Genomic DNA, 24,869 nt, shown 5'->3' on the forward strand with positions numbered 1-24,869 from the left:
GTCGGACCCGGTCTATCCAATCGCGATTCAAGTCGGAGCGAAACAACGTCGCCACGCGACGATATAGGCAGCCTTCCGCTTCGCGGCAGAGGGCTGCATTGCAGAGTTGAGCATAACGATAGGGAATTGATCGATCGTAACGGGCGTCCCGCCCGCCGAGCCCGACACGACGGCCTCCCCCCTGAGGGGGGAGGCCGGTGAAGCGTATTGGGTCCAAGCCGTCCGCATCGTCACCCTCTTGGGGTTCAGGCGGACTTCTTGTTGTTCTTGTCGTCGTCGACTTCGGTGAATTCCGCGTCGACGACGTCGTCCTTGGCCGCATCCTTCTTGGCGTCGGCCTCGGCCTGTTGCTTGTACATGGCCTCGCCGAGCTTCATCGAAGCCTGGGCCAGCGTCTGGGTCTTGGCCTTGATCGCCTCGGCATCGTCGCCCTTCAGCGCTTCCTTGAGGTCGCTGACGGCATCCTCGATGGCGCGGCGCTCGGGCTCGGCGACCTTCGAACCGTGCTCGGCCAGAGCCTTCTCGGTGGAGTGCACCAGGCCATCCGCCTCGTTCTTGGCGGTGACGGCCTCGCGGCGCTTCTTGTCCGCCTCGGCGTTGGCCTCGGCGTCCTTAACCATCTTCTCGATGTCGGCTTCCGACAGGCCGCCGGAGGCCTGGATGCGGATCTGCTGCTCCTTGGCCGTGGCCTTGTCCTTGGCCGAGACGTTGACGATGCCGTTGGCGTCGATGTCGAAGGTCACCTCGATCTGCGGCATGCCGCGCGGAGCCGGCGGAATGCCCATCAGGTCGAACTGGCCGAGCATCTTGTTGTCGGCCGCCATTTCACGCTCGCCCTGGAAGACGCGGATAGTGACCGCGTTCTGGTTGTCCTCGGCAGTCGAGAACACCTGGCTCTTCTTGGTCGGGATCGTGGTGTTGCGGTCGATGATGCGGGTGAACACGCCGCCCAGCGTCTCGATGCCCAGCGACAGCGGGGTCACGTCGAGCAGCAGCACGTCCTTGACGTCGCCCTGGAGCACGCCGGCCTGGATCGCGGCACCGATCGCCACGACTTCGTCCGGGTTGACGCCCTTGTGCGGCTCCTTGCCGAACAGCTGCTTCACGACTTCCTGGACCTTCGGCATGCGCGACATGCCGCCGACCAGAACGACTTCGCCGATCTCACCGGCGGTGACGCCGGCGTCCTTCAGCGCCTTGCGGCAGGGCTCGACCGTCTTCTGGACGAGGTCGTCGACCAGCGCCTCGAACTTGGCGCGGGTGAGCTTCATCGTCAGATGCTTCGGGCCGGTCTGGTCCGCGGTGATGAAGGGCAGGTTGATCTCGGTCTGCGTCGTCGACGACAGCTCGATCTTGGCCTTTTCAGCAGCTTCCTTCAGGCGCTGCAACGCGAGCTTGTCGTTGCGCAGGTTGATGCCCTGCTCCTTCTGGAACTCATCGGCCAGATAACCCACGAGGCGCATGTCGAAGTCTTCGCCGCCGAGGAAGGTGTCGCCGTTGGTCGACTTCACCTCGAACACGCCGTCGCCGATTTCGAGAATGGAGATATCGAACGTGCCGCCGCCGAGATCGTACACGGCGATCGTGCCGGTCTTGGTCTTGTCCAGACCATAGGCGAGCGCGGCCGCGGTCGGCTCGTTGATGATGCGCAGCACTTCAAGGCCCGCGATCTTGCCGGCGTCCTTGGTCGCCTGGCGCTGCGCGTCGTTGAAGTAAGCGGGAACGGTGATGACAGCCTGGTCGACCTTCTGGCCGAGATGGGCTTCCGCGGTCTCCTTCATCTTCTGCAGGATGAACGCAGACACCTGCGAGGGCGAGTAGGTCTGGCCGTCGGCCTCGACCCAGGCGTCGCCGTTGGAAGCCTTCACGATCTTGTACGGAACGAGCTTCTTGTCCTTCTCGACCATCGGGTCGTCGTAGCGGCGGCCGATGAGGCGCTTCACTGCGAAGAACGTACGCTCGGGATTGGTAACGGCCTGGCGCTTGGCAGGCTGGCCGACGAGGCGCTCACCGTCGTCCGTCACGGCGACGATCGAAGGCGTCGTGCGCATGCCTTCGGAATTCTCGATGACTTTGGCGTTCTTGCCATCCATCACGGCGACGCACGAATTCGTGGTGCCGAGGTCGATCCCAATGACCTTTCCCATGGTCCTGATATCCTTGTTTTTGCGGCAGGTTGGCTGGGCCCAAGAGGCACCCGATCCAAACCCCCTAAGATCAAACATCCGCGATATTGCGATGGTTGACGCTCATATAGGAGGGGGGGAGGGGCCCGCAAGGACCGAACGCAAGTTTCGGCCATGAAAACATTGGGTTTTGGAAGATCATATCCGGGCTCAACCGCCCTTGCAGGTGATGAATTATTAACAGGTTCAGGCGTCAGCCGGCCCCGCCGCCGTGATCTGCCCCGCCCTATTACCGGCGGGCCAAACCCGTTAAAAGGCGGGCGGCCGGACCGCCGCCATCGAGGCGGCTTCGCGCGACAAAGCGGCCCAGCGGCCGACCATCGAACGGCCTCAATATGAACCAATCAGAGTGCCCATGAAGCTCATCCGCCCCCTCGCCGCGCTCGCCGTCCTCGTCGCCACAGCGCTTCCAGCCCTTGCGGCCGATGCCGTTTTCCCGCCCGGCTTGCGCCTCGGCATGGTGCCGCTGGTTGGCCTGAGCACGGCCAAGACGTTTCCGGGCTTCGAGAGCGAGGACGGCAGCGTCAAGGTGCTGATCACCGAGCTGCCGCCGGCGGCCTATGGCGAGGTCGTGAGCGCCTTCAATTCCAATCCCGGCGGCGCCGCCGGCGTCAAGCAGGACAAGATCGAGACCCCCGCGGGTCTTGCCTATTTCACCACGGAAAGCGGCAAGGCCGGCGAGACGCCGGTGAAGCGCTACTCGATGATCGTGCCGGGCGCCGGCTTCTCCGGCTATGTCGCGGTGCAGATCCCGGAGAATGCGAGCAAGATCTACACCGACGAAGCGGTGCGGCAGATGTTTGCGAGCACCGTCACCCGCAAGCAGGTCTCGGCCGAAGAGCAGATCGCGCTGATGCCGTTCAAGATCACCGATCTCGCCGACTTCAAGGACATCCGCACCCTGGCGCCGGGCTCCAGCATCATCCTGGCCGACGGCAACGAGAGCGCGGGTTATGAATCGAAGCCGTTCATGATCCTCGGCCTGATCGGCGCCACCCCGCAGCAGACCGACGACCGCGCCCGCTTCGCCCAGGAGGCGGCGCTCCAGATCCCCGGCTTGCGCGAGTCGCGCGTCACCATGTCCGAGCCGATCCGCATCAACGGCCAGCCGGGTTTCGAGACCCGGATCGACGGCGTCAGCGGCAAGGACAAGACGCCCGTGACCGTGGTGCAGTGGATCCGCTTCTCGAGCGGCGGCGCCTCGCTGCGTATCATCGCCAGCGCCCCGCGCGACCAATGGTCGGCCGCCTTCACCCGCTTCCGCGCCGTGCGCGACGGCATCCAGCCCAAGGGTTAGCTCAAGGGTTAGCTCAAGGGTTAGCCCAAGCGCTGGACAGAACCGGCTGCATTTTCGGGCTTCTGTTCGTATACGAACGGAACTAGGCTTCCTTCCATTGGATCATCCTGGAGGGAGGCGAACGATGCTTGATCGACGACAAATCCTCGCGGCGCTTGGGACAAGCGCTCTCGTAGCCCTTGCTCCAACCGCGCTCCTTGCGGCCGCATCGATCAAGCCGGACGATGCCTCCGCGCTGCTCGTGATCGACGTGCAGAACTGCTTCCTGCCCGGCGGCAGCCTCGCCGTGAAGGAAGGCGAGCAGGTCGTTCCCGTCATCAACAAGATGGCGAAAGCGTTTGCGAACGTGGTGATGACCCAGGACTGGCACACGCCAGGCCACATTTCGTTTGCGTCGGTGCACTCCGGCAAAAAGCCGTTCGAGACCGTCGATCTCCCCTACGGCAAGCAGGTGCTGTGGCCCGACCATTGCGTGCAGGGCACCGATGGCGCCGCGCTGTCGAAGGATCTCGCGATCCCGCATACCGAGCTCATCATCCGCAAGGGTTTTCACAAGGACGTCGACAGCTATTCGGCCTTCCTGGAAGCCGACGGCAAGACCTCGACCGGCCTCGCCGGCTACCTGAAGGGCCGCAAGATCAAGCGCGTCTTCGTCGCCGGCCTCGCGACAGACTTCTGCGTCGCCTGGACCGCGCTCGATGCGCGCAAGGCGGGCTTCGAGGTTTATGTGGTGGAGGACGCCTGCCGCGGCATCGACACGCAGGGGTCGCTCGCAAAAGCCTGGGCCGACATGGCCAAGGCCGGCGTGAAGCGGATCCAGTCCGCGGATATCGCGGTGAGCGCGTAAGCATTTCGCGCTGTCATTCCGGGGCGGCTCGAAGAGCCGAACCCGGAATGATGCCAGAACTCAGTTCGACTCGTTGCTGTTCGCCGCGGCCGCAGCCTTGGTGCCGCCCTTGGCGACACCGACCAGCGCGGGGCGCAGCACGCGCTCGCCGATGGTGTAGCCGGCCTGCATGACCTGCACGACGGTGCCCGCAGGCACCGATGCATCCGGCACCTCGTACATCGCCTGCTGGAAGTTCGGGTCGAATTTCTGGCCCTGCGGATCGAACCTCTTCACGCCGTGCTTTTCCAGCGCGTTGAGCAGCGAGCGCTCGGTGAGTTCGACGCCCTCGATCAGCGAGGTCAGGCCGGGATCGGCCGCGGCACGGGCCTCGGCCGGAACGGCATCGAGCGCACGCTGGAGATTGTCGGCGATGTCGAGCACGTCGCGGGCAAAGCCGGTGATGCCGTAGAGCCGGGCGTCGGCGACCTCCTTGGTGGTGCGCTTGCGCAGATTTTCCATCTCGGCCAGCGTCCGCAGCATGCGGTCACGCGCCTCGGCGACTTCCTTCTGCAACAGCTCGACCGAGCCGGGCTCCGGATCGTCGGGCATGATGTAGGGTTTTGACACCACGGGCTCGTCGGTCGGTGGGGTCGTGTCGTCGGGCTGCCGGTCTCGATCGGTCATCGGCTCTCTTCTCGAACTCGTCTCAAGGGATTGTTGGCCCGGATATCGTGCCTAAGCTGACGAAAATCAAGCGCCCGTGATCGGAGGAAACGCCGGTCAGCCCCCCAGGAGGCGGCTGACGATGCGTGCGGCGTAGTCCACGGTCGGGATCACGCGGGCATAATTCAGCCGCGTCGGCCCGATCACGCCCAAAACGCCGACGATGTGGCCGGCGGCATCCCGATAGGGCGAGATGATGGTGGAGGAGCCTGACAAGGAAAACAGCTTGTTCTCCGAACCGATGAAGATCCGCACGCCCTCGGCGGTCTCGGCGCGCCCCAGAAGGTCGATCACGCCGCGCTTGGTCTCGAGATCGTCGAACAACAGGCGAACACGCTCCAGATCCTCCAGCGCGTGCAGATCCTCGAGCAGATTGGCGTGGCCGCGAACGATGAGCTGGCGGTCCTCGTTCTCGCCGCCGGACCAGCTGGCAATCCCGGCCGAAATCACCTTTTGCGTCAGCTGATCGAGCTCGGCACGGGCTTCGCCGAGCGCGGTTTCGAGCTCGAGCCGCGCCTCGGCCAGCGTGCGGCCGCGGATCCGCGCATTGAGGAAATTACCGGCTTCCGTGAGCGCCGAGGAGGGAACTCCCGGCGGCAGAGACAGCACGCGGTTTTCGACCTGACCATCCTCGCCGACCAGGATCACCAGTGCTTTCTCGGGTTCCAGCCGGACGAATTCGATGTGTTTCAGCCGCGCATTGGATTTCGGGGTCAGCACGACCGCTGCGGCGCGGGTGAGACCGGACAGCCGCGTCAGCGCCTGGTCCAGCGCCGCCTCGACCGATTGTGCCTGACCGACGGAGGTGAGCTGGCTCTGGATCGACTGCCGCTCGGCGTCATTGAGGTCGCCGACCTGCATCAGGGCATCGACGAAGAAGCGCAGGCCGAGTTCCGTCGGCAAGCGGCCGGCGGAGGTGTGGGGCGCATAGATCAGGCCGAGCTGTTCCAGGTCGGCCATGACATTACGAACCGAGGCCGGCGACAGCGGCATCGCGATCAGCCGCGAAATATTGCGCGAGCCGACCGGCTCGCCGGTCGCGAGATAGCTTTCGACAATTTGACGAAAGATGTCGCGGGAACGCTCGTTGAGCTGGGCGAGGCCTGCGCGCGGCGCGATCAGATGGATCGGATCGTGATGGGCCACGGACGGTAACTCCTCTCAGACGCTTATAATTTGTCCATCCCGGAGGGTTCTGACAAGCGTGGCGTTTGCGGGGTGGAAAACCCGGGGTGAAAAAGCCTTGCCGCCCACCCTCACCCCACCTACAAGCACCGCGAATAGCCCTTTTCCGAGAGTTTTGGAGGATTTCCCATGCGGCCAAGCCGCCGTGCGCCCGACGAATTGCGCCCCGTGACGCTGGAGCGCGGCGTGGTCAAATATGCGGAAGGCTCCTGCCTGGTGAAATTCGGCGACACCCATGTGCTGGTCACCGCCACGCTGGAAGACCGCCTGCCGCCGTGGCTGAAGGGTCAGGGCCGCGGCTGGGTCACTGCCGAATACGGCATGCTGCCGCGCGCGACCTCCGAACGCACCCGCCGCGAGGCCTCCGCCGGCAAGCAAAGCGGCCGCACCGTCGAGATTCAGCGCCTGATCGGCCGCTCGCTTCGCACCATCGTCGATCTCGAAGCGCTCGGTGAGCGCCAGATCACGGTCGATTGCGACGTGCTCCAGGCCGACGGCGGCACGCGCACGGCCTCGATCACCGGTGCCTGGGTCGCGCTCGCCGATTGCATCAACTGGATGAAGGCGCGCAACATGATCAAGGCCAAGGTGCTGCGCGACAACGTCGCCGCGATCTCCTGCGGTATCTACAACGGCACGCCCGTGCTCGACCTCGACTATGCCGAGGATTCGGAAGCCCAGACCGACGCCAATTTCGTCATGACCGGCGATGGCCGCATCATCGAGGTGCAGGGCACCGCGGAACGCGAACCGTTCACACAGGACGAGTTCCTCGCGCTGATGGCGCTGGCCCAGAAGGGCATCGCGCGGCTCGTGGACTTGCAGAAACTGGCCGTGGCGTAGTCAATAGGCCCATGCACCGCCGAATCACCGGAAAGCTCGTCATCGCGACCCACAATCCCGGCAAGCTCGCCGAGATGAAGGAGTTGCTCGCGCCTTACGGCATCGAGGCGGTGTCGGCCGGTGAGCTCGGCCTGCCCGAGCCCGTCGAGACCGGCAACGATTTCCGCAGCAATGCCGCGATCAAGGCGATCGCGGCGGCGCAGGCGACCAAGCTTCCCTCCTTCGCCGACGATTCCGGCATCGTGGTCGACGCGCTCGATGGCGCGCCCGGCATCTACAGCGCGCGCTGGGCCGGTCCAACCAAGGATTTTGCCGCCGCGATGGCGCAGATCGAACGGCTGCTGCAGGAGCGCGGCGCCACCACGCCGGACAAGCGCACCGCGCATTTCGTCTCCGCGCTCTGCGTCGCCTGGCCCGACGATCATCTCGAAGAGGTCGAGGCGCGCGTCGACGGCACCCTGGTCTGGCCGCCGCGCGGCACCGCCGGCTTCGGCTATGATCCGATGTTCCTGCCCAATGGCCACGATCGCACGTTCGGCGAGATGACCAGCATCGAGAAGCACGGCCTGCCGCCGCTCGGCCTCGGCCTGTCGCATCGCGCCCGCGCCTTCGTGAAACTGGCGGAGATCTGCCTTGAGCCGCGCTAAGCAAGCTTTCGGCGTCTACGTGCACTGGCCGTTCTGCCTGTCGAAGTGCCCCTATTGCGACTTCAACAGCCATGTCCGCCACGCCGCGATCGACGAGGCGCGCTTCGCTTCAGCTTTCGCGCGTGAAATCGAAACGACGGCGCAGCGTGCGCCCGGGCGTGAAGTCACCTCGATTTTCCTCGGCGGCGGCACGCCGTCGCTGATGCAGCCCGCAACGGTCGGCGCGGTGCTCGATGCCATCGGCAAGCACTGGCATGTCGCCAGCGATGTCGAAGTCACGCTCGAGGCAAACCCGACCAGCGTCGAGGCCACGCGTTTTGCCGGCTATCGCGCCGCCGGCGTCAACCGCGTCTCGCTCGGCGTGCAGGCGCTCGACGATGCCTCGCTGAAAGCGCTCGGCCGGATGCACAGCGCCCGCGAGGCGCTCGACGCCGTCGCCATCGCGCGCCGTTCGTTCGACCGTTATTCGTTCGACCTGATCTACGCCCGCCCCGACCAGACACCGGCGATGTGGGCCGACGAGCTGCGCCTCGCGATCGATGAAGCGGCCGAGCATCTGTCGCTCTATCAATTGACGATCGAGGAAGGCACGCCGTTCTTCGGCCTGCACCAGGCCGGCAAGCTGAAGACGCCGGACGAAGCGGTCGCGCGCGCGCTCTACGACGTCACGCAGGAGACCTGCGACAAGCTCGGCCTGCCCGCTTACGAGATTTCAAATCACGCGCGGCGCGGCGCCGAATGCCGGCACAATCTGGTGTACTGGCGCGGCGACGAATATGCGGGCATCGGCCCCGGTGCCCACGGCCGCCTCGACATCGACGGGATCAGGCACGCCACCGCCACCGAGAAGCGCCCCGAAGCCTGGCTGATGCGCGTCGAGACCAACGGCCACGGAAACGTCACCGACGATCTCCTCAACAGCGAGGAGCGCGCCGACGAATTCCTGCTGATGGGGCTCCGCCTCGCCGAGGGCATTGACCCCGAGCGCTACAGCGCACTGTCGGGCCGCCCGCTCGATCCCAAGCGCATCGCGTTGCTGCGCGAAGAAGGTGCGATCATCGTCGATGCGACCGGGCGCCTGCGCGTGACCAGCAGCGGATTCCCGGTACTGGATGCGGTGGTCGCGGATCTTGCGGCGTAGCGAGATCTCGTAGCCCGGATGGAGCGTAGCGCAATCCGGGGTTGCGCGAGTTGAGAGACCGGTCCCGGATTTCGCTGCGCTCCATCCGGGCTACGAAACCACTATGCCCCAAAGCTCTTCGGCGAGCCCGCGACCGCAACGCCACCACCCGTCGTCACCTTCATCACGGCGAGGCCGCGCTCGTTGGTGCCATCGGCGCGGAAGCGGAACAGGCCGTCGATGCCGGCGAAGCCGGAAGGGTTGGTGAGCACATCCGGCGAGAAGCGCGTCGGGCCCTGCGTGCGCGCGAGCGCCGCGACGAGGGCAACCGCGTCATAGGCCAGCGTCGCGGTGCGGATCGGCTCGGCGCCGTATTTGGTGCGGTAGCGGCCGGAGAAGGCGCGGAAGCCGGCCGGGTCCGGCGCGGCGTAGAGACCGCCTTGCAAGTTCGCATTGGCATAGACGCGCGGATTGTCCCACAGGCCGGTGCCGAGCAGCTGGATGTTGCGCAAATTCGCGCCTGCGGCCGTCATCGCATCGGCCACCGCGACGACGGCATCGCCGTCATCGGCGATGAACAGCGCATCCGCGCTGCCGAGCTGCTGCGCCACGGTGCGTGCCGGCGTCGCGCGATCGGCGCCATATTTCTCGAAGGCAACGATGCGGCCGCCGCGTCGCGGCACCGCCGCCTTCACCGCGGCCTCGACGACATTGCCATAGGCATTGTCGGGCACCAGCACGGCGACGGAGCGTTTTCCGATGCCGGCGGAATATTCGACGATGCGATTGACGTCGGACTCCGGCAGGAAGCTCAGCAGAAAGACGCCGCGGCCGGCGATGCTGGAATCGGTCGAGAACGCGATCACCGAGATGCCGCGCGCACGCGCGACCTGCGCCACCGCCGGCACCGATTGCGCGAACAGTGGGCCCAAAATGATCTCGGCGCCTTCGTCAACTGCCTGCTGCGCGCCCGCCTGCGCGCCTTGCGGGCTGCCATTGTCGTCCTTGATCAGGAGCTGGATGTTGGGGTTCTGGAACTCGGCCAGCGCCATCTCGGCGGCGTTGCGCATCGACTGCGCGGCAAGGCCGGCATTGCCTGCGGCCGAGAGCGGCAGGATCACGGCAACCTTCACCCCGCCGCTGCCGGCGGTGGTGGCCTGTTGCGGCGGCCCGGCCGGCTGCGCCGGGGCCGGGGAGGGGCTGCTGAACGGGTTGGAGAACTGGCTGAGACTCTGCTGCACGCCGGCGCAGGCCGACAGCAAGGGAGCGCCGAGCAACAGGCCGAGCGCGCTTCGCCGGGTCGCTCCTGATAATCGGGAGCCCTGAACGGGAGATTTCGGATCGCGCGGGCCCAGCATCACAACTTCTCTTCTGACCGGCCGTCGGCCGGCCGGTCACAACATTCTTCCCACGACACAAGCCGCGGATTCAGGCATATTGTCGGCAAATAGTTAACTAAAACAAAAGGATAATGACCCCTTAACGCGGCCGCACCTCGAGCCCTGGCTAGCTGTCCACCATCCGTCACCCGCATCAAGGCGGCGTTTCCGCCGCGAATATGGCGCTGACGCATCATTCCCTCTGGAATGTGATGCCGGATGGATCACATTCCAGTCCCTCCTCACCCCTGACCTGGCGCGATCTTTTTCCGAGGACCGGTTCCCAGCCCCGGGGATCATGCCTAAGTTCGATTCATTATGCGCGCAAAGCCGAGCCCGATAAATACACCTGAGACGACGGATCCCGCCTCGCGCGGTTTCTCCATCGACGCCCATCGGCTGACGGCGCCGAAGGCGGCGCCGGGCCTCCATCTGGTCGCAACCCCCATCGGCAATCTCGGCGACATCACGCTGCGCGCGCTTCAGACGCTCGCCGGCGTCGACGTCATCGCCTGCGAGGACACCCGCATCACGCGGCGCCTGACCGAGCGCTACGCCATCACGGCGCAGCTCAAGCAATATCACGAGCACAACGCGGAAGCGGCGCGTCCGAAGATCCTGGAGGCGCTGGGGCAGGGCGGTTCGATCGCGCTGGTGTCGGATGCCGGCACGCCGCTGATCTCCGACCCCGGTTTCAAGCTGGTGCGCGAGGTCTGCGCAGCCGGCCATGCGGTCTACGCGCTGCCCGGCCCGTCCTCGGTGCTGGCCGCGCTGTCGGTCGCCGCATTGCCGACCGACCGCTTCTTCTTCGAGGGCTTTCTGCCGGCGAAATCCGCCGCGCGAAAGTCGCGCCTTGCGGAACTTGCCCGCATCGATGCGACGCTGGTGATGTTCGACTCCGGCAACCGCGTGCAGGACACGCTCGCCGAGCTTGCCGAGATCATGGGGACGCGTGAAGCCGCGATCTGCCGCGAATTGACGAAACTGCACGAGGAGATTTCGCGCGCGCCGCTGCAGGAGCTGGCACGCGGGGCGGACACGCTGGAGACGCGCGGCGAATTCGTGCTGGTGATCGCGCCGCCTGCGGCGGACGCGGAGCTGCTGACGCCGGATGCGCTCGACGGTCTCCTGCGCGAGCAGCTCGCCGCGCACAGCGTCAAGGATGCCGTCGCACATGCGGTCGCGCTCTCGGGCCGGCCGCGCCGCGAGGTCTATGCCCGCGCGCTCGAGCTCGCAAAGGACCTGAGGGGCGGCGATGGCGAAGACTGAGGGCGCGGAACCGAAAGTCGCCTCGCCCGAACGCGTCGCCGCGTTCCGCACCGGCATCTCCGCGGAGAGCCGCGCCGCCGCCTATCTCATGGCCAAGGGCTACCGCATCCTCGCCAGGCGCTACCGCACCCCCCATGGCGAGATCGACATCGTGGCGCGCCGCCGCAACCTGATCGCCTTCGTCGAGGTCAAGGCCCGCGCGACGCTGGATGACGCCGCCTTCGCCGTGACCCCGCGCCAGCAGCAGCGCATCATCGACGCCGCGCAAGGCTGGCTCGTGGCGCATCCCGAGCATGCCGAATTCGAACTGCGATTCGACGCCATGCTGATTGCACCGCGCTCACTTCCGCGCCATGTGTTGGCGGCATTCGACGCCTCGACCTGAAAGGCAGACCATGAAACTGAACGTCGCCGTCCAGATGGACCCCATCGCCCGTATCAACATCAAGGGCGATTCCACCTTTGCGCTGCTCCTGGAGGCGCAGAAGCGCGGCCATGGCCTGTCCTATTACACGCCCGACAAGCTCTCGATGGTCGGCGAGGAGATCGTCGCGCCGATCCAGCTCCTGACCGTGCGCGACGAGCCCGGCAATCACTTCACGCTGGGCGAGCCCAGGCGCGAAGCGCTCAACGGCTTCGACGTCGTGCTGCTGCGCCAGGATCCGCCGTTCGATCTCGCCTACATCACCTCGACGCATTTCCTGGAGCGCATCCATCCGAAGACGCTGGTCGTCAACGACCCCGCCTCGGTGCGCAACGCGCCGGAAAAACTGTTCGTGATGAACTTTCCGCAGCTGATGCCGCCGACGCTGATCTCGCGCGACCTCGACGAGATCAACGCCTTTCGCGACAAGCACGGCGCCGTCGTGATGAAGCCGCTGCACGGCCATGGCGGCGCGGCGGTGTTCCGCGTGATGCCGCAGGACATGAATTTCGGCTCGCTGTTCGACATGTTCTCGGTGACGTTCAAGGAGCCCTGGGTGATCCAGCAGTTCATCCCCGAGGTGAAGCACGGCGACAAGCGCATCATCCTCGTCAACGGCGAATTCGCCGGCGCGGTGAACCGCGTGCCGGCCGCCGACGACCTCCGCTCCAACATGGTGCGCGGCGGCGCCGCGCAGGAGACCGAGCTCACGCCACGCGAGCGCGAGATCTGCGCCACCGTCGGCCCGGCGCTGCGCGAGCGCGGCCTGCTGTTCGTCGGCATCGACGTCATCAACGGCAACCTCACCGAGATCAACGTGACATCGCCGACCGGCATCCGCGCCATCGCGCGGCTCGGCGGCCCTGATGTCGCGGCGAAGGTCTGGGACACGATCGAGCAGAAGCGGGCGAAGTAGGGCGCTCACTCGTAGCCCGGATGGAGCGCAGCGAAATCCGGGATCACACCGCGCGCTGCAGACCCCGGATTGCGCTTCGCTCCATCCGGGCTACGGACATCAATTGAAACACGAGGCACTACGCTCCTCACCCTGAGCAGCCGGGCTTGCGCGGCGTCTCGAAGGGCGAGGCCACCGGCCGGGCCTTCATCCTTCGAGACGCTTGCTACGCAAGCCCCTCAGGATGAGGAGCGACTACCGCGCACGCTGCGCGAAGCGCCGATGACTAACCACCCATTCACCATGACGCCGCGCGCATCGTTCGAACGAACGTCCCGCCCTGCGTGAATCTACGGGGCCATTGGCCGAGCGGATAACGCGACGTTCACCATCTGCCCAGAACGCGCATCGTCACGGGCCATCACACTCGGCCTCGCAACACCCCTTATACTTTTACTCCCTACTCATCGACGCAGGGGAACCCGCCACGTGCGGTTCGAGTGCCCCGCGTAAGAGTAGAAGCGTATGAACACCGCACGCATTGTCGTTCTCGTCATCGCGCTGGGCGCCGGCGGCGTCGCTGCGTATCTGGCGAGCGGCTTCGACAACAAGCCCGCGCCCGCCCTTCCCGTCGCCGAGAAACTGCCGACGGTCGAGGTGCTGATCGCGAAGAACGACATCCAGCTCGGCCAGGCCGTCAAGCCCGAGGATCTGCAGTGGCAGTCCTGGCCGGCGGCGACCGCGAGCAGCGCCTTCATCCGCCGCGACAGCAGGCCCGACGCCCAGACCCAGATCGCAGGCTCGATCGCGCGCGTGCCGTTGATGCAGGGCGAGCCGATCCGCGAGCAGAAGCTGGTGAGGGCCGAGGGCTCGGGCTTCATGGCCGCGATCCTGCCCTCCGGCATGCGGGCCGTCTCCACCGAGATTTCAGCCGAGACCGGCGCCGGCGGCTTCATCCTGCCGAACGACCGCGTCGACATCGTCCTGACGCGGCGCCTGAAGAACCCCGATGGCGCCAACGGCGCGACCGGCGGCAATGACCTGATCCTGTCGGAGGTCATCCTGAGCAACATCCGTGTGCTCGCGATCGACCAGGCTCCGAAAGAAAAAGACGGCCAGAACGCCGTTCTCGGCAAAACCGTCACGCTCGAGCTCAAGCCGGACCAGGTCGCGACGCTGTCGGCCTCGCGCCAGGGCGGCACGCTGACGCTCGCGTTGCGAAGCATCGCCGATGCCAACGCGTCGGAGATTTCGATCGAAGACCTGGCGGCCAAGCGGCCCGGCGGCGTGAACGTGATCCGCTACGGGGTGCAGGCACGGCAACTGACGTCACAGAAGTGATGATGGGGACACCATGAACTACGGGGATGATCGGACGGGCCTGCGCATTCGGGGGAAGCGCGCGCGCTCGTTCTGGACGGGGGCGGTGCTGATGCTGGGGCTGATCGCGGCCCCCGACTTCGTCAGCGCGGCGGATGCGCCGGTCGGCGACCAGGCACCGATGCAGGCGCCGGATCTCGGCGTGTCGCCGGTTTCGACCATCGCGCCTGCGCGCACGCGCTCGCTGTCGCTCGGCGTCGGCAAGTCCGTCGTCATCGACCTGCCGCGCGAGGTCAAGGACGTGCTGGTGGCCGATCCCAAGATCGCCAATGCAGTGATCCGCTCATCGCAGCGCGCCTATATCATCGGCGGCCAGGTCGGCCAGACCAACGTCGTGTTCTTCACCGCCGACGGCCAGCAGGTTGCCTCCTACGACATCGCGGTGAAGCGCGATCTCAACGGCATGCGCACGGCGCTGCGCCAGTCGCTGCCGGGCGTGCAGATCGAAGGCGTCGGCGACAGCGTGATGCTGACCGGCTCGGTGTCGAGCCCGATCGAGGCCCAGCAGGCTGGCGACGTCGCCGCAAAACTCGTTGGCGGCGCGGACAAGGTGGTCAACAACATCGTCGTGCGCGGCCGCGATCAGGTGATGCTCAAGGTCGTGGTCGGCGAAGTCCGCCGCGACATCGTCAAGCAGCTGGGCGTCGATCTCAGCGCCAGCCTGAATGCCGGCACTGCGGTCGTGAACTTCAACAATTCCAACCCGTTCTCGGTCAGCGGCGGACCGATCGTCGGCAGCAACGGGCTCGGCGTGGCCGGCCTCGCCAAGGGTGTCGCCACCGTCAGCGCCACGATGCGCGCGATGGAAAGCGCCGGCGTGATGCGTACGCTGGCCGAACCGAGCCTGACCGCGATCTCGGGCGAATCCGCCACCTTCATCGCCGGCGGCGAATTCCCGATCCCCGCAGGCTATTCCTGCGATCCGGTCACCCACGTCTGTACCACCCAGGTCACCTACAAGAAGTTCGGCATCTCGCTGAACTTCACCCCGCTCGTGCTCAGCGAAGGCCGCATCAGCCTGCGCGTGATGACCGAGGTCTCGGAGCTGTCGAACACGAACGCGATCACGCTGACGCAGGCGGTGTCCTCGATCTCGAACAACTCGATCACCATCCCCTCGGTCCAGACCCGCCGCGCCGAGACCACGCTGGAAATTCCCTCCGGCGGCTCGATGGCGATGGCCGGCCTGATCCAGCAGAAGACCAAGCAGGCGATCAACGGCCTGCCGGGCGTCGACCAGGTGCCGATCATCGGCGCGCTGTTCCGCAGCCAGGACTTCGTCAACAACGAGACCGAGCTGATGGTGATCGTGACGCCCTATGTGGTGCGCGCGGTCGCCCAGAAGGAATTGTCACGGCCCGACGACGGCTTTGCGCCGGCCTCGGACGCGCAGACGGCGCTGCTCGGCCGCATGAACCGCCTCTATGGCATCGCGCGCAGCGTCGATCCGATCGAAGGCAGCCGCGGCGATTTCGGCTTCATCATCGACTGAGACGGACGGTTTGGGGACCGGGGCAAGAAACGGGGCAAGAGGGGACAAAGCGATGACGAAGACGATCGCCGATCGACGTCGCAACCTGCGGATCGCGCTCGCGCTGACGGGGCTTTCCGTCATGCTCGGCGCCTGCAACACCACCGGGGACATCGTCACCCAGACGGTGCCGACCGACTATCGCCAGCGCCACCCGATCGCGGTGCAGGAAGCTAAGAAGTCGATCGTGATCTTCGTCGGCAAGGCGCGCGGCGGCCTCTCCGCCGCGCAGCACGCGGACGTCGCGGGCATTGCCAGGGACTGGGTGCGCGAAGGCACCGGTTCCGTCGTCGTCGACGTGCCGAGCGACGCTGCGAATTCGCGCGCCGCGGCGGCGACCTATCACGAGATCCGGTCTGTGCTCGCGTCCGGCGGCGTGCCGTCGCGCGCCATCGTCCAGCACCCCTATCGCCCCGAGGATCCCGGCCTGCTGCCGACCATCCGCCTGAGCTATTCGAAGATCGCCGCAGTCGCCGGCCCGTGCGGGCTGTGGCCGGAAGACGTCGGTCCGAACATCCTCGACCCCGGCTACAACGAGAACCGGCCGTACTTCAATCTGGGTTGCGCCAGCCAGCGCAATCTCGCGGCCATGATCGACAACCCCGCTGACCTCGAGCAGCCGCGGGCGGAGACGCCCGCCTACACCGCACGGCGCGAGATCGCCTTCGAGCGCTACCGCAAGGGCACGCCGACCACGACCATGTATCCCGAGGCCGAAAAGGCCAAACTCAGCGACACCGGCAAATGACAAGTCTTCACGACGACGAAGAAGCGGACGACCCGCGGCACCCCGAGGACCACATTGCGCCGGTTCCTCGCATCTCGGTGCAGGCCTTTTGCGAGACCGAGCAGACGCTCGCCGCGATCACCGCGGCCGGGCAGGATCGCCGTCTCGCCAAGGCGCATCTCACCGCCAAGGGCGGCGGCCTTGCCGCGGCCATCGAAGTCTATGACACGATGCCGACGCCGAACGTCATCGTGATCGAATCCGACGGCACACGCGATATCCTCGAGGGCCTCGACGATCTCGCCGGCGTCTGCGATCCCGGCACCCGCGTGGTCGTAATCGGCAACCCCAACGACACCGCGCCCTATCGCGAGCTGGTCCGCCGCGGCGTCAACGACTACGTGGTGGGACCAGTCGAAACCCTCGACGTCGTCCGTTCGATCTGCAGCCTGTTCTCGGCGTCGGAAGCCATCATCACCGGCCGCGTCATCGCGGTGGTCGGCGCCAAGGGCGGCGTCGGTGCGTCCACGGTCGCGCACAACGTGGCCTGGACCATCGCGCGCGATCTCGCGCTCGATTCCGTCGTGATCGATCTCGACCTCGCCTTCGGCACCGCCGGCCTCGACTACAACCAGGACCCGGCGCAGGGCATCGCCAACGCGGTGCTCTCGCAGGACCGGCCGGACACCGCGCTGATGGAGCGCCTGCTCGCCAAATGCACCGAGCGCCTCAGCCTCCTCGCGGCGCCCGCGACGCTCGACCGCGTCTACGATTTCGGCGCCGAAGCTTTTGATGCGATCTTCGACACGCTGCGCATGACCACGCCCTGCATCGTGCTCGACGTTCCCCACCAATGGTCGGGCTGGACGCGCCGCGCGCTCGTCAATGCCGACGACATCGTGATCGTGGCCGAGCCCGATCTCGCCAATCTGCGCAACACCAGGAACATGCTGAGCGTGCTCAAGGCGGCACGGCCCAACGACCGTCCGCCGCTGTACTGCATCAACCAGGTCGGCATGCACAAGCGCGCGGAGATCGAGGTCAAGGCGTTCGCCAAGACCATGGAGAGCCAGCCGATCGCAGCGATCCCGTTCGACTCGAAACTGTTCTCGACCGCGGCCAATAACGGCCAGATGATCGCGGAGGTCTCCAAGAACCACCGCACCACCCTTCTGTTCCAGAACATGGCGAACCGCCTCGCCGGTCGTGGCGAGGTGAAGAAGCCGAAGCGCTCGCTGCTCGGACCGCTCCTGAAAAGGCTGAAGGGCAGGGCGGGTCGCGGGTCAGCCCCGCATCGCAAGGTATCGTAAGGGCGAGAGCGTTTTCGAGCGAAGTGGATACCGGTTCGCGCCAGGGAAACGCGTAAGATAACGCTTAAAAAAGAATCCGGACGAGGGCGCGCTATTTCTCCGCCCGCTGCTGCTTCTTCGCCAGCAACTGCCGCAGCGCCGTGACCTTTGCCGCGGCCTGATCCGGCGGCAGGTCGGCCTTCACGATGGTCTCGGCCTCGGCCTGCTTTCCCTGCAGTCCCACGACGAGCGCCAGATTGGCGCGCACGCGGGAATCGGCGCGATTGCGCTCATAGGCGCGGCGCAGCGTTTCCTCGGCCCGCGGCAGATTGTTCTGGAGCATGTAGGACAGGCCGAGGTTGGACAGAACCTGCGGCTCCTCGGGCACGATCTTCAGCGCCGCCGCATAATATTGCTGCGCCTCTTCGTTGCGGCCGAGCTGATCGAGCGCCGCGCCTTGTGCCGACAGGATGCGCCAGTCCGGATCCTCGGGCGTATGCGCGCGGCTGAGCACATCGAAAGCCTGCTGGAAATTGCCGCTGTCGGCGAGCGCGCGGCCGTAGCCGGCGAGCAGCGCCTTGTTGCCGGGATGGGCGAGCACGGCCTGCTCCATCACCGCAACGGCCTGGGCGCGCTGGCCGGTCTCGCGCAGCGCCATGCCATAGTCGAGCGCGACGCTGGGATCGGAAGGCTTGGCGCGATAACGCTCGCGAAGCGCGTCCATGTCCGGCTTCGGATCGGCCCTGCCAGCGGTTTCCGACTTGCTACCGAGCGCGCCGGTGATGTCCTCCAGACTCGTGGTCTGGCAGCCGCCGAGGGCAAGCATCACGAGCGCGGAAAGCAGGAATCTCGCCGGCGAAGAGGCAGGGGACGAACGCTTGGGCATACTCTGATCACTCGGCGACTGATCAGCGATGCTTACCGATTAACGCTAAAGTCCAGTTAAGGAACCCGGTCCGTCCGGCTCAATCGGTGAACTCGGCGCCGAATTCGCAGCCGATGCGCCAGCGCAGGCGGCATTGGCGGGAATAATCGGGCGCAAAGATGATGGTGAATTGCGGCGGCACTTCCAGAAACTCCGCCACCACTTTCACGCCGCCGTCCGAGATATCCGTGATGGTGCAGTCTCGCGGCAGCGAGCCCGCGCCAAAGTGAATCTTGGCGAGCCGGCTGCACACCCGACGTTCGCTTCTCCGGCGATTTGCAAGCATTTGAATTGTTCACCCGTTAGATCACGGCCCATCCCGCAGCTCTAGGAGTAGCGAACATTCGTTGGGATGTGCTGATGAGAGCCGCTCGCATTCGAGGCTTAGTGTCGGCGTGATGTTTACGACCGGTTAGGGTTTTCCGGGCCCGTAGGGCTGTTCTTGTATTGTTCTTGCAAGAAAGATCCGGCTCTGCTACCCCTAATTGTGCGAGAGGGCAGGCTGGTTCGGGCATGGTTCAGCGGGTTTCTACCGTCGCCTTTGAGGGGATCGAGGCCCGCGCGGTCGACGTGCAGGTCCAGGTCGCGCCCGGCCTGCCGGCCTTTGCGATCGTCGGCCTGCCGGACAAGGCGGTGTCGGAGGCACGGGAGCGCGTCCGCTCGGCGCTGATCGCCTCGGGGCTGGCGCTGCCGGCCCGGCGGATCATCGTCAATCTGGCGCCCGCCGACCTGCCCAAGGAAGGCAGCCATTACGACCTGCCGATCGCGCTCGGCCTGATGGCCGCGATCGGCGCGATCCCGCCGGATGCGTTGACCGGATTTACCGTTCTGGGCGAGCTCGGCCTCGACGGCTCGATCGCGCCGGTGGCCGGCGTGCTTCCCGCCGCGATCGGCGCCAATGTGCGCGAGGAAGGCTTGATCTGTCCGGCGGCCTGCGGCTCGGAAGCGGCGTGGGCGAGCCCGGACATCCAGATCATCGCGGCACAATCGCTGATCCAGATCGCCAACCATTTCAAGGGCACGCAGGTGCTGTCGCGGCCCACGCCGCGCGTGCACGAGGTCGCCGCCTCCCCGCTCGACCTGCGCGACATCAAGGGCCAGGAGAGCGCCAAGCGCGCGCTGGAGATCGCGGCCGCCGGCGGACATCATCTGCTCATGATCGGCGCGCCCGGTGCCGGCAAGTCGATGCTGGCGGCACGCCTGCCCTCGATCCTGCCGCCGCTGTCGCCAGGCGAATTGCTCGAAGTCTCCATGATCGCCTCCGTCGCCGGCGAGATCGAGGGCGGCGCGTTGACCGCGCGGCGGCCGTTCCGCTCGCCGCATCACTCCGCCAGCATGGCCGCGCTCACCGGCGGCGGCATCCGCGCAAGACCCGGCGAGATCTCGCTCGCGCATCAGGGCGTGCTGTTCCTCGACGAGCTGCCCGAATTCGATCCGCGCGTGCTGGATTCGCTGCGCCAGCCGCTGGAGAATGGCGAGGTCTCCGTCTCCCGCGCCAATCATCGCGTGACCTATCCCGCGCGTTTCATGCTGGTCGCGGCGATGAATCCGTGCCGCTGCGGCAATGCGTTCGAGCCCGGCTATGCCTGCAAGCGCGGCCGCATCGACCGCTGCACCAGCGACTACCAGGCGCGCATCTCCGGTCCGCTGATGGACCGCATCGATTTGCGCATCGAGGTTCCCGCGGTGACCGCAGCCGATCTGATCCTGCCGCCGGCAGCCGAGGGCTCCGCCGAAGTCGCCGCGCGCGTGGCCGCCGCGCGCGACATCCAGCTCGCGCGTTACGCGGATGCGGGCCTGCCGCATGTTCGCACCAATGCCGAGGCGCCGGCCTCGGTGTTGGAAGACATCGCCAAGCCCGATGCGCAAGGCGCCAAATTGCTGCGCGACGCCGCCGAGACCATGCGGCTCTCGGCGCGCGGCTATCACCGCGTGCTGCGGGTGGCGCGCACGCTCGCCGATCTCGATGGCGCGGAGAAAATCGGCCGGCTGCATCTCGCCGAGGCGCTGTCCTACCGCGCACTCGCGGAGGATGTGCGGCAGATGGCCTGATCATTCCGCGCATCAACCCGGCGGTAACGAGTTTCCTTTACGCTCTGCAAACCATAAGGCCCAAGCGTTCCGAGTACGAGTCCACACAGGGCCGGGCGAGTAGAGTGTCATGTTGCGTTTCAAGATCCTGGCCTCGGTTGTTCCCCTGCTGGCGGCCGCGGTGTTCGCCCGCGGCGAGATCGGATCGGTGTCGCATCCCTGCATCGCGCTGGGCGAGACTTCAGTCGAGCTGACATCGCTGTTCTGGACGGCCGGCGTCCATGTCGCCTTCACCGACGATCTGTCGCGGGCCACGGTGCGGGTTCAGATCACCGACGATCCGGACGCGGCGGACTTCGCGGTGGTGGACGACGGTCTCGGCTCCGAAACAGATTCCTGTCAGGCCAATCCGGCGACGCGCCTCGTCACGATTGCCGCGGAGCCGGTCGACGGCGGCCCGGTGATTTACCTGTCCACCGACGGGCCGGCCGACTACCGCATCTATGTGCGCTCGAAGACCTTTTCCCAGCGCGAGGCCGCGGCGCTGATCGTCGGCGCCAATGGCGGCCACCGCCCGCTCCCGCTCCAGGCCGCCTCGCTCTGAAGCGTTAACACCTCGTCAACCGTGTTTGGAGGCCGAACCAAGGCCTCAAGCTGTTCGCAAGGTCGGCGAGACATCGTCGCAATTGGCGGCGCGGGGTTTCTGAACAAGAGTCGGGGTCGAAGGCGATGGATCGGACGTTCCGGATCAAGGTGCGCATGCGCCGCTTCAGGCGACAGCATCCCCGCATCGCGTTCGCGATCCGCTCCTTCATGATCTTCTCGGCGACGTTCGGCGGCGCCTATGGCTTCGTCTCCGGCAGCCGCTCCGAGAACTCCGGCTACGATCCCAATACGTTTGCGGTCGGCGCGAGCTTCCTGTTCGCGCTCGCCTGCCTCGGCCTCGCCACGCTCAGCATGCGGCTGCGCTTCGTCAACAAGCGGATGCGTAAGCTCGCCGCCCACAACGAGACGCTGATCGACCGCAATTGGGAACTGAAGGAAGCGGAAGAACGCGCGCGCAGCCTGTTCGAGCAGCAGGGCGACCTGATCGTGCTGCGCGACCACCAGGGCCGCATCACCTTCGCCAATGACGCCTATTGCGCGCTCGCGGGGCAGGCGCGCGGCGTGCTGGTCGGCACGCGTTTCGATTTCGACGTCCTCGAGCAGGGCGACAGCGCCCGCGAAAGCAACGGCACGCGCATTCACGACCAGAGGATCACCACCCCGCACGGCGCGCGCTGGATCGCCTGGCGCGAGGGCTACGTCCGTCTCGATGCCGGCCAGCCCGCGGAACTGCAGAGCGTCGGACGCGACGTCACCGACCGCACCGAGACCGAGCGCGCGCTGTCGGACGCGCGCGACCTGGCCGATGCCGCCAACCGCGCCAAGTCGCGCTTCCTGGCAATGGCCTCGCATGAGATCCGCACGCCGCTCAACGGCATCATCGGCATGGGTGGCCTGTTGCTCGACACCACGCTGACGCCGGAGCAGACGACCTATGCCAGGGCGGTGAAAACCTCCGGCGAAGCGCTGATGGCGCTGATCGAGGAACTGCTCGACTATTCCAAGATCGAGGCCGGCAAGCTCGATCTCGACCAGCGCCCGTTCGCGCTCTCGACCATGATCGAGGAGATCACCGAGCTGCTCGCGCCGCGCGCGCAGGCAAAGACGCTCGAGATCGCCGCCTATGTCGACGAGCGCCTGCCGCTCGAGGTCGTCGGCGATGCCGCGCGGCTGCGCCAGGTGCTGCTCAACCTCGCCGGCAACGCCATCAAGTTCACCGCGACCGGCGGCGTCGCGCTGATCGTCGAACCCGGCATATGGCCGAACGAGATCAGTTTTCTGGTGCGCGACACCGGCATCGGCATCGCACCCGAAGCGCGGACGCGCATCTTCCGCGAGTTCGAGCAGGCCGACGAGCGCGTCGCCCGCACCTATGGCGGCACCGGGCTCGGCCTTGCCATCAGCGAACGCATCGTCAAGCGCATGGGCGGCCGCATCACCCTGGAGAGCGAGCCGGGCAAGGGCTCGACCTTCGAGGTCGCGATCCCGCTTGCGCCATCGCAATCCGGCGCGGGACAGACGGCGTTCCCAAGCCCTGATCTCACCGGCAAGTCGATTCTCCTGATCGCCGACGGCATCGAGGCCTCGCTGATCGCGCGGCGGCTGGAGCGCTGGGGCGGCCAGACCTGCCTCGTCTCGGATGGCGCCGCCGCAGAGGCGCTGCTGCCGGAGCGCTCTTGGCATGCGGTGCTGGTCGATCGTGCGATCGGCGCCGCCATCGCCGACCGTCTCGGCGAGGCCGCGCGCAAGCATACGGCGCAGCGGCTGGTGCTGCTGACGTCGAGCTCGCGCCACGAGAAATTTCCAGCTTCATTCACCGGCTTTCTGATCAAGCCGGTGCGCGCGGCTTCGCTCGCGGCACGTCTCGCGCTGACGCCGGAGGTCGCATCGCCCGAACTGGCGCCGGAGCCGCCGGCTGCCTCCCCTGCCGGCGTCGTCACGGCGAAGGGCCTGTCGATCCTCGTCGCCGAGGACAACGAGATCAACGCGCTGCTGATGCGCTCGCTGCTGACCAAGCTCGGCCACCGCGTCGTCATCGCGGTTCATGGCGAGGCGGCACTGGAATCCTGGCTCGCGGCGTCATCCGCCGGCACGCCCTACGATCTCGTGCTGATGGACATCCAGATGCCGCAGCTCGACGGCATCGAGGCGACGAAACGCATCCGCACGCATGAGGCCGCCAAGGGCGGCCACCACACGCCGATCCTCGCGCTCACCGCCAATACGCTGGTGGAGGATCGCTATGCCTGTTTCGAGGCTGGCATGAACGGGTTTCTGATCAAGCCGCTCGACCGCGACAAGCTGGACGAGGCGCTGGCCGGGCTGGCGGCGGCGCGGCATCTGGCGGTGTAGGAAGGTCTCTCCTCCGTCATTGCGAGGAGCCCTTGCGACGAAGCAATCCAGAATCTCTCCGCCGAAAGATTCTGGATTGCTTCGCTGCGCTCGCAATGACGATGTGGCTGCAGGCGTGCGCCAAACACCAATGTCGTAGGGTGGGCAAAGCGAACGGGTCGCGCGAATGCGCTGCCCGACGGCAGGCTCCTCGTGCCCACCATTCACGTACGACAATGCGGAGAAATGGTGGGCACGGCGCTTCGCGCCTTTGCCCACCCTACGGCACCGCGGCCTATAGCCGTCGCAGCGCCACGCTTGCCACGGTGTGGTCGGCGCCCTTCTTCAGGATCAGCGTCGCGCGGGGGCGGGTCGGCAGGATGTTGTCCTCGAGATTGGCGAGGTTGGTGCGCTCCCAGATCGCGATCGCAGTGGCGGTGGCTTCCTCGTCCGACAACAGCGCGTAGCGGTTGAAGTAGGACTTTGGATTGGTGAACGCGGTGTCACGCAGCGCCAGGAAGCGCTTGATGTACCATTGCCGCAGCGCCGCCTCGTCGGCGTCGATATAGACCGAGAAGTCGAAGAAGTCGGAGACAACGGGCACCGCCTTGCCGTCGCGCGGCAGCTTGCCGGTTTGCAGCACGTTGACGCCCTCGACGATCAGGATGTCCGGCTGGTCGATCTCGGCCCACTGGTTCGGCACGATGTCGTAGGTCAGATGCGAATAGACCGGCGCGCGCACGTGGCGGCGGCCGGCCTTGATGTCGGAGAGGAAGCTGAGCAGCAGCGGCAGGTCGTAGCTCTCCGGAAAGCCCTTCTTCTGCATGATGCCCTGCCGCTCGAGCACGGCGTTGGGATACAGAAATCCGTCGGTGGTGATCAGTTCGACCTTCGGACGCGGCGACCAGCGCGCCAGCAGTGCCTGAAGCACGCGGGCCGTGGTGGATTTTCCGACCGCGACCGAACCGGCGACGCCGATGATGTAGGGCATCTTGCGGTCGCGGATATTGAGGAACTGGCGCTCCGCGTAATACAGGCGCTGCATCGCATCGACATAGATCGACAGGAGGCGCGACAGCGGCAGGTAGATGTCCTCGACCTCCTGCAAGTCCAGGCGATCGTGCAGCGAGCGCAGCCGGTCGAACTCGCCGGGCTCCAGCGTCATCGGCGTGTCGTCGCGCAGTCGCGACCACTGCTCGCGCGTATAGACGCGGTACGGATTATACTGCTGCTCGGGTGCGCGGATATCCAT

The 24,869-nt window shown here is 66.3% G+C and carries 22 protein-coding genes; 15 read left to right on the forward strand and 7 right to left on the reverse strand.

Annotated elements, in window-relative coordinates:
• Nucleotides 1-245 precede the first annotated feature (245 nt).
• Entirely contained in the window at nucleotides 246-2,147 is a 1,902-nt protein-coding gene (gene dnaK, locus AB7008_RS00960; protein ID WP_028148797.1) for a molecular chaperone DnaK, read from the reverse strand.
• A 394-nt stretch (nucleotides 2,148-2,541) separates the two neighbouring features.
• Here dnaK and AB7008_RS00965 point away from each other — a divergent pair, with 394 nt between their 5' ends.
• Nucleotides 2,542-3,483 (forward strand): hypothetical protein, encoded by a 942-nt coding sequence (locus AB7008_RS00965; RefSeq protein WP_248880801.1) that lies wholly within the window; start codon nucleotides 2,542-2,544, stop codon nucleotides 3,481-3,483.
• A 124-nt stretch (nucleotides 3,484-3,607) separates the two neighbouring features.
• Nucleotides 3,608-4,330: a bifunctional nicotinamidase/pyrazinamidase gene (pncA, locus tag AB7008_RS00970; RefSeq protein ID WP_441258293.1), complete on the forward strand. Its 723-nt coding sequence runs from the start codon at nucleotides 3,608-3,610 to the stop codon at nucleotides 4,328-4,330.
• A 60-nt stretch (nucleotides 4,331-4,390) separates the two neighbouring features.
• Here pncA and grpE read toward each other — a convergent pair whose 3' ends face one another.
• Together grpE and hrcA are read right to left on the reverse strand one after the other, a co-directional pair.
• A complete protein-coding gene (grpE, locus tag AB7008_RS00975; protein ID WP_304492239.1) occupies nucleotides 4,391-4,996 on the reverse strand; it encodes a nucleotide exchange factor GrpE in 606 nt (201 codons plus the stop codon).
• A 96-nt stretch (nucleotides 4,997-5,092) separates the two neighbouring features.
• Complete coding sequence (gene hrcA, locus AB7008_RS00980; RefSeq protein ID WP_014490831.1) at nucleotides 5,093-6,181, reverse strand: heat-inducible transcriptional repressor HrcA; 1,089 nt, start codon at nucleotides 6,179-6,181, stop codon at nucleotides 5,093-5,095.
• A 168-nt stretch (nucleotides 6,182-6,349) separates the two neighbouring features.
• Here hrcA and rph point away from each other — a divergent pair, with 168 nt between their 5' ends.
• From rph to hemW, 3 genes are read left to right on the forward strand one after another with little or no spacing between them, the layout of a single operon-like run.
• Nucleotides 6,350-7,063 carry a ribonuclease PH gene (rph, locus tag AB7008_RS00985; protein WP_028148792.1) on the forward strand — a complete coding sequence of 238 codons (714 nt, stop codon included), beginning with the start codon at nucleotides 6,350-6,352 and terminating at the stop codon, nucleotides 7,061-7,063.
• Between the two features lie 11 nt (nucleotides 7,064-7,074).
• Nucleotides 7,075-7,710, forward strand: coding sequence for an RdgB/HAM1 family non-canonical purine NTP pyrophosphatase (gene rdgB / locus AB7008_RS00990; RefSeq protein ID WP_028155511.1), 636 nt, complete (start codon nucleotides 7,075-7,077; stop codon nucleotides 7,708-7,710).
• A complete protein-coding gene (gene hemW, locus AB7008_RS00995; RefSeq protein WP_135213984.1) occupies nucleotides 7,697-8,851 on the forward strand; it encodes a radical SAM family heme chaperone HemW in 1,155 nt (384 codons plus the stop codon). The genes rdgB and hemW overlap by 14 nt, the downstream gene beginning before the upstream one ends.
• A gap of 101 nt (nucleotides 8,852-8,952) precedes the next feature.
• Here the strand turns inward: hemW and AB7008_RS01000 are convergent, their stop codons facing one another.
• Nucleotides 8,953-10,188, reverse strand: a complete 1,236-nt coding sequence (locus AB7008_RS01000; protein ID WP_441258294.1) for a penicillin-binding protein activator — start codon at nucleotides 10,186-10,188, stop codon at nucleotides 8,953-8,955.
• Between the two features lie 339 nt (nucleotides 10,189-10,527).
• Between AB7008_RS01000 and rsmI the strand changes: the two genes are divergently transcribed.
• The 7 genes from rsmI (at nucleotide 10,528) to AB7008_RS01035 (ending at nucleotide 17,745) form a co-directional block, all read left to right on the forward strand.
• Entirely contained in the window at nucleotides 10,528-11,478 is a 951-nt protein-coding gene (gene rsmI, locus AB7008_RS01005) for a 16S rRNA (cytidine(1402)-2'-O)-methyltransferase (protein ID WP_028155514.1), read from the forward strand.
• Entirely contained in the window at nucleotides 11,465-11,863 is a 399-nt protein-coding gene (locus AB7008_RS01010; RefSeq protein ID WP_028155515.1) for a YraN family protein, read from the forward strand. The genes rsmI and AB7008_RS01010 overlap by 14 nt, the downstream gene beginning before the upstream one ends.
• 10 nt (nucleotides 11,864-11,873) lie before the next feature.
• Nucleotides 11,874-12,818 (forward strand): glutathione synthase, encoded by a 945-nt coding sequence (gshB, locus tag AB7008_RS01015; protein ID WP_304492244.1) that lies wholly within the window; start codon nucleotides 11,874-11,876, stop codon nucleotides 12,816-12,818.
• A 504-nt stretch (nucleotides 12,819-13,322) separates the two neighbouring features.
• A complete protein-coding gene (cpaB, locus tag AB7008_RS01020; protein ID WP_014490823.1) occupies nucleotides 13,323-14,138 on the forward strand; it encodes a Flp pilus assembly protein CpaB in 816 nt (271 codons plus the stop codon).
• Between the two features lie 13 nt (nucleotides 14,139-14,151).
• Nucleotides 14,152-15,669, forward strand: a complete 1,518-nt coding sequence (locus tag AB7008_RS01025; RefSeq protein WP_028155518.1) for a type II and III secretion system protein family protein — start codon at nucleotides 14,152-14,154, stop codon at nucleotides 15,667-15,669.
• Between the two features lie 52 nt (nucleotides 15,670-15,721).
• The gene (locus AB7008_RS01030; protein WP_014490821.1) at nucleotides 15,722-16,456 is read left to right on the forward strand and encodes a CpaD family pilus assembly protein; all 735 of its coding nucleotides are present in this window, start codon (nucleotides 15,722-15,724) and stop codon (nucleotides 16,454-16,456) included.
• Nucleotides 16,453-17,745: an AAA family ATPase gene (locus AB7008_RS01035; RefSeq protein ID WP_028148783.1), complete on the forward strand. Its 1,293-nt coding sequence runs from the start codon at nucleotides 16,453-16,455 to the stop codon at nucleotides 17,743-17,745. The genes AB7008_RS01030 and AB7008_RS01035 overlap by 4 nt, the downstream gene beginning before the upstream one ends.
• 91 nt (nucleotides 17,746-17,836) lie before the next feature.
• Here AB7008_RS01035 and AB7008_RS01040 read toward each other — a convergent pair whose 3' ends face one another.
• Together AB7008_RS01040 and AB7008_RS01045 are read right to left on the reverse strand one after the other, a co-directional pair.
• Complete coding sequence (locus tag AB7008_RS01040) at nucleotides 17,837-18,610, reverse strand: tetratricopeptide repeat protein (RefSeq protein ID WP_441258295.1); 774 nt, start codon at nucleotides 18,608-18,610, stop codon at nucleotides 17,837-17,839.
• A gap of 79 nt (nucleotides 18,611-18,689) precedes the next feature.
• Nucleotides 18,690-18,935, reverse strand: coding sequence for a PilZ domain-containing protein (locus tag AB7008_RS01045; protein ID WP_011083489.1), 246 nt, complete (start codon nucleotides 18,933-18,935; stop codon nucleotides 18,690-18,692).
• A gap of 227 nt (nucleotides 18,936-19,162) precedes the next feature.
• On the opposite strand from AB7008_RS01045, the gene AB7008_RS01050 reads away from it, so the two are divergent.
• The 3 genes from AB7008_RS01050 to AB7008_RS01060 all read left to right on the forward strand — a co-directional run bounded on the left by AB7008_RS01050 (nucleotide 19,163) and on the right by AB7008_RS01060 (nucleotide 23,638).
• Nucleotides 19,163-20,701 carry a YifB family Mg chelatase-like AAA ATPase gene (locus tag AB7008_RS01050; protein WP_441258296.1) on the forward strand — a complete coding sequence of 513 codons (1,539 nt, stop codon included), beginning with the start codon at nucleotides 19,163-19,165 and terminating at the stop codon, nucleotides 20,699-20,701.
• A gap of 109 nt (nucleotides 20,702-20,810) precedes the next feature.
• Nucleotides 20,811-21,284, forward strand: coding sequence for a hypothetical protein (locus AB7008_RS01055; protein ID WP_014490816.1), 474 nt, complete (start codon nucleotides 20,811-20,813; stop codon nucleotides 21,282-21,284).
• 125 nt (nucleotides 21,285-21,409) lie between these two features.
• Nucleotides 21,410-23,638 (forward strand): ATP-binding protein, encoded by a 2,229-nt coding sequence (locus tag AB7008_RS01060; protein WP_441258297.1) that lies wholly within the window; start codon nucleotides 21,410-21,412, stop codon nucleotides 23,636-23,638.
• A gap of 274 nt (nucleotides 23,639-23,912) precedes the next feature.
• Here AB7008_RS01060 and coaA read toward each other — a convergent pair whose 3' ends face one another.
• Nucleotides 23,913-24,869, reverse strand: a complete 957-nt coding sequence (gene coaA / locus AB7008_RS01065) for a type I pantothenate kinase (protein WP_028150152.1) — start codon at nucleotides 24,867-24,869, stop codon at nucleotides 23,913-23,915.

Source organism: Bradyrhizobium sp. 521_C7_N1_3 (assembly GCF_052075975.1).
Lineage (GTDB): Bacteria > Pseudomonadota > Alphaproteobacteria > Rhizobiales > Xanthobacteraceae > Bradyrhizobium > Bradyrhizobium japonicum.

Coding starts and splice junctions, on each gene's coding strand:
- AB7008_RS01000 (WP_441258294.1), bottom strand. CDS start 10,188: ATGCTGGGCCCGCGCGATCCGAAATCTCCCGTTCAGGGCTCCCGATTA.
- coaA (WP_028150152.1), bottom strand. CDS start 24,869: ATGGATATCCGCGCACCCGAGCAGCAGTATAATCCGTACCGCGTCTAT.
- grpE (WP_304492239.1), bottom strand. CDS start 4,996: ATGACCGATCGAGACCGGCAGCCCGACGACACGACCCCACCGACCGAC.
- dnaK (WP_028148797.1), bottom strand. CDS start 2,147: ATGGGAAAGGTCATTGGGATCGACCTCGGCACCACGAATTCGTGCGTC.
- cpaB (WP_014490823.1), top strand. CDS start 13,323: ATGAACACCGCACGCATTGTCGTTCTCGTCATCGCGCTGGGCGCCGGC.
- gshB (WP_304492244.1), top strand. CDS start 11,874: ATGAAACTGAACGTCGCCGTCCAGATGGACCCCATCGCCCGTATCAAC.
- rph (WP_028148792.1), top strand. CDS start 6,350: ATGCGGCCAAGCCGCCGTGCGCCCGACGAATTGCGCCCCGTGACGCTG.
- AB7008_RS01010 (WP_028155515.1), top strand. CDS start 11,465: ATGGCGAAGACTGAGGGCGCGGAACCGAAAGTCGCCTCGCCCGAACGC.
- AB7008_RS01060 (WP_441258297.1), top strand. CDS start 21,410: ATGGATCGGACGTTCCGGATCAAGGTGCGCATGCGCCGCTTCAGGCGA.
- AB7008_RS01055 (WP_014490816.1), top strand. CDS start 20,811: ATGTTGCGTTTCAAGATCCTGGCCTCGGTTGTTCCCCTGCTGGCGGCC.
- AB7008_RS01025 (WP_028155518.1), top strand. CDS start 14,152: ATGAACTACGGGGATGATCGGACGGGCCTGCGCATTCGGGGGAAGCGC.
- rdgB (WP_028155511.1), top strand. CDS start 7,075: ATGCACCGCCGAATCACCGGAAAGCTCGTCATCGCGACCCACAATCCC.
- AB7008_RS01050 (WP_441258296.1), top strand. CDS start 19,163: ATGGTTCAGCGGGTTTCTACCGTCGCCTTTGAGGGGATCGAGGCCCGC.
- AB7008_RS00965 (WP_248880801.1), top strand. CDS start 2,542: ATGAAGCTCATCCGCCCCCTCGCCGCGCTCGCCGTCCTCGTCGCCACA.
- pncA (WP_441258293.1), top strand. CDS start 3,608: ATGCTTGATCGACGACAAATCCTCGCGGCGCTTGGGACAAGCGCTCTC.
- AB7008_RS01045 (WP_011083489.1), bottom strand. CDS start 18,935: ATGCTTGCAAATCGCCGGAGAAGCGAACGTCGGGTGTGCAGCCGGCTC.
- AB7008_RS01030 (WP_014490821.1), top strand. CDS start 15,722: ATGACGAAGACGATCGCCGATCGACGTCGCAACCTGCGGATCGCGCTC.
- AB7008_RS01040 (WP_441258295.1), bottom strand. CDS start 18,610: ATGCCCAAGCGTTCGTCCCCTGCCTCTTCGCCGGCGAGATTCCTGCTT.
- rsmI (WP_028155514.1), top strand. CDS start 10,528: ATGCGCGCAAAGCCGAGCCCGATAAATACACCTGAGACGACGGATCCC.
- AB7008_RS01035 (WP_028148783.1), top strand. CDS start 16,453: ATGACAAGTCTTCACGACGACGAAGAAGCGGACGACCCGCGGCACCCC.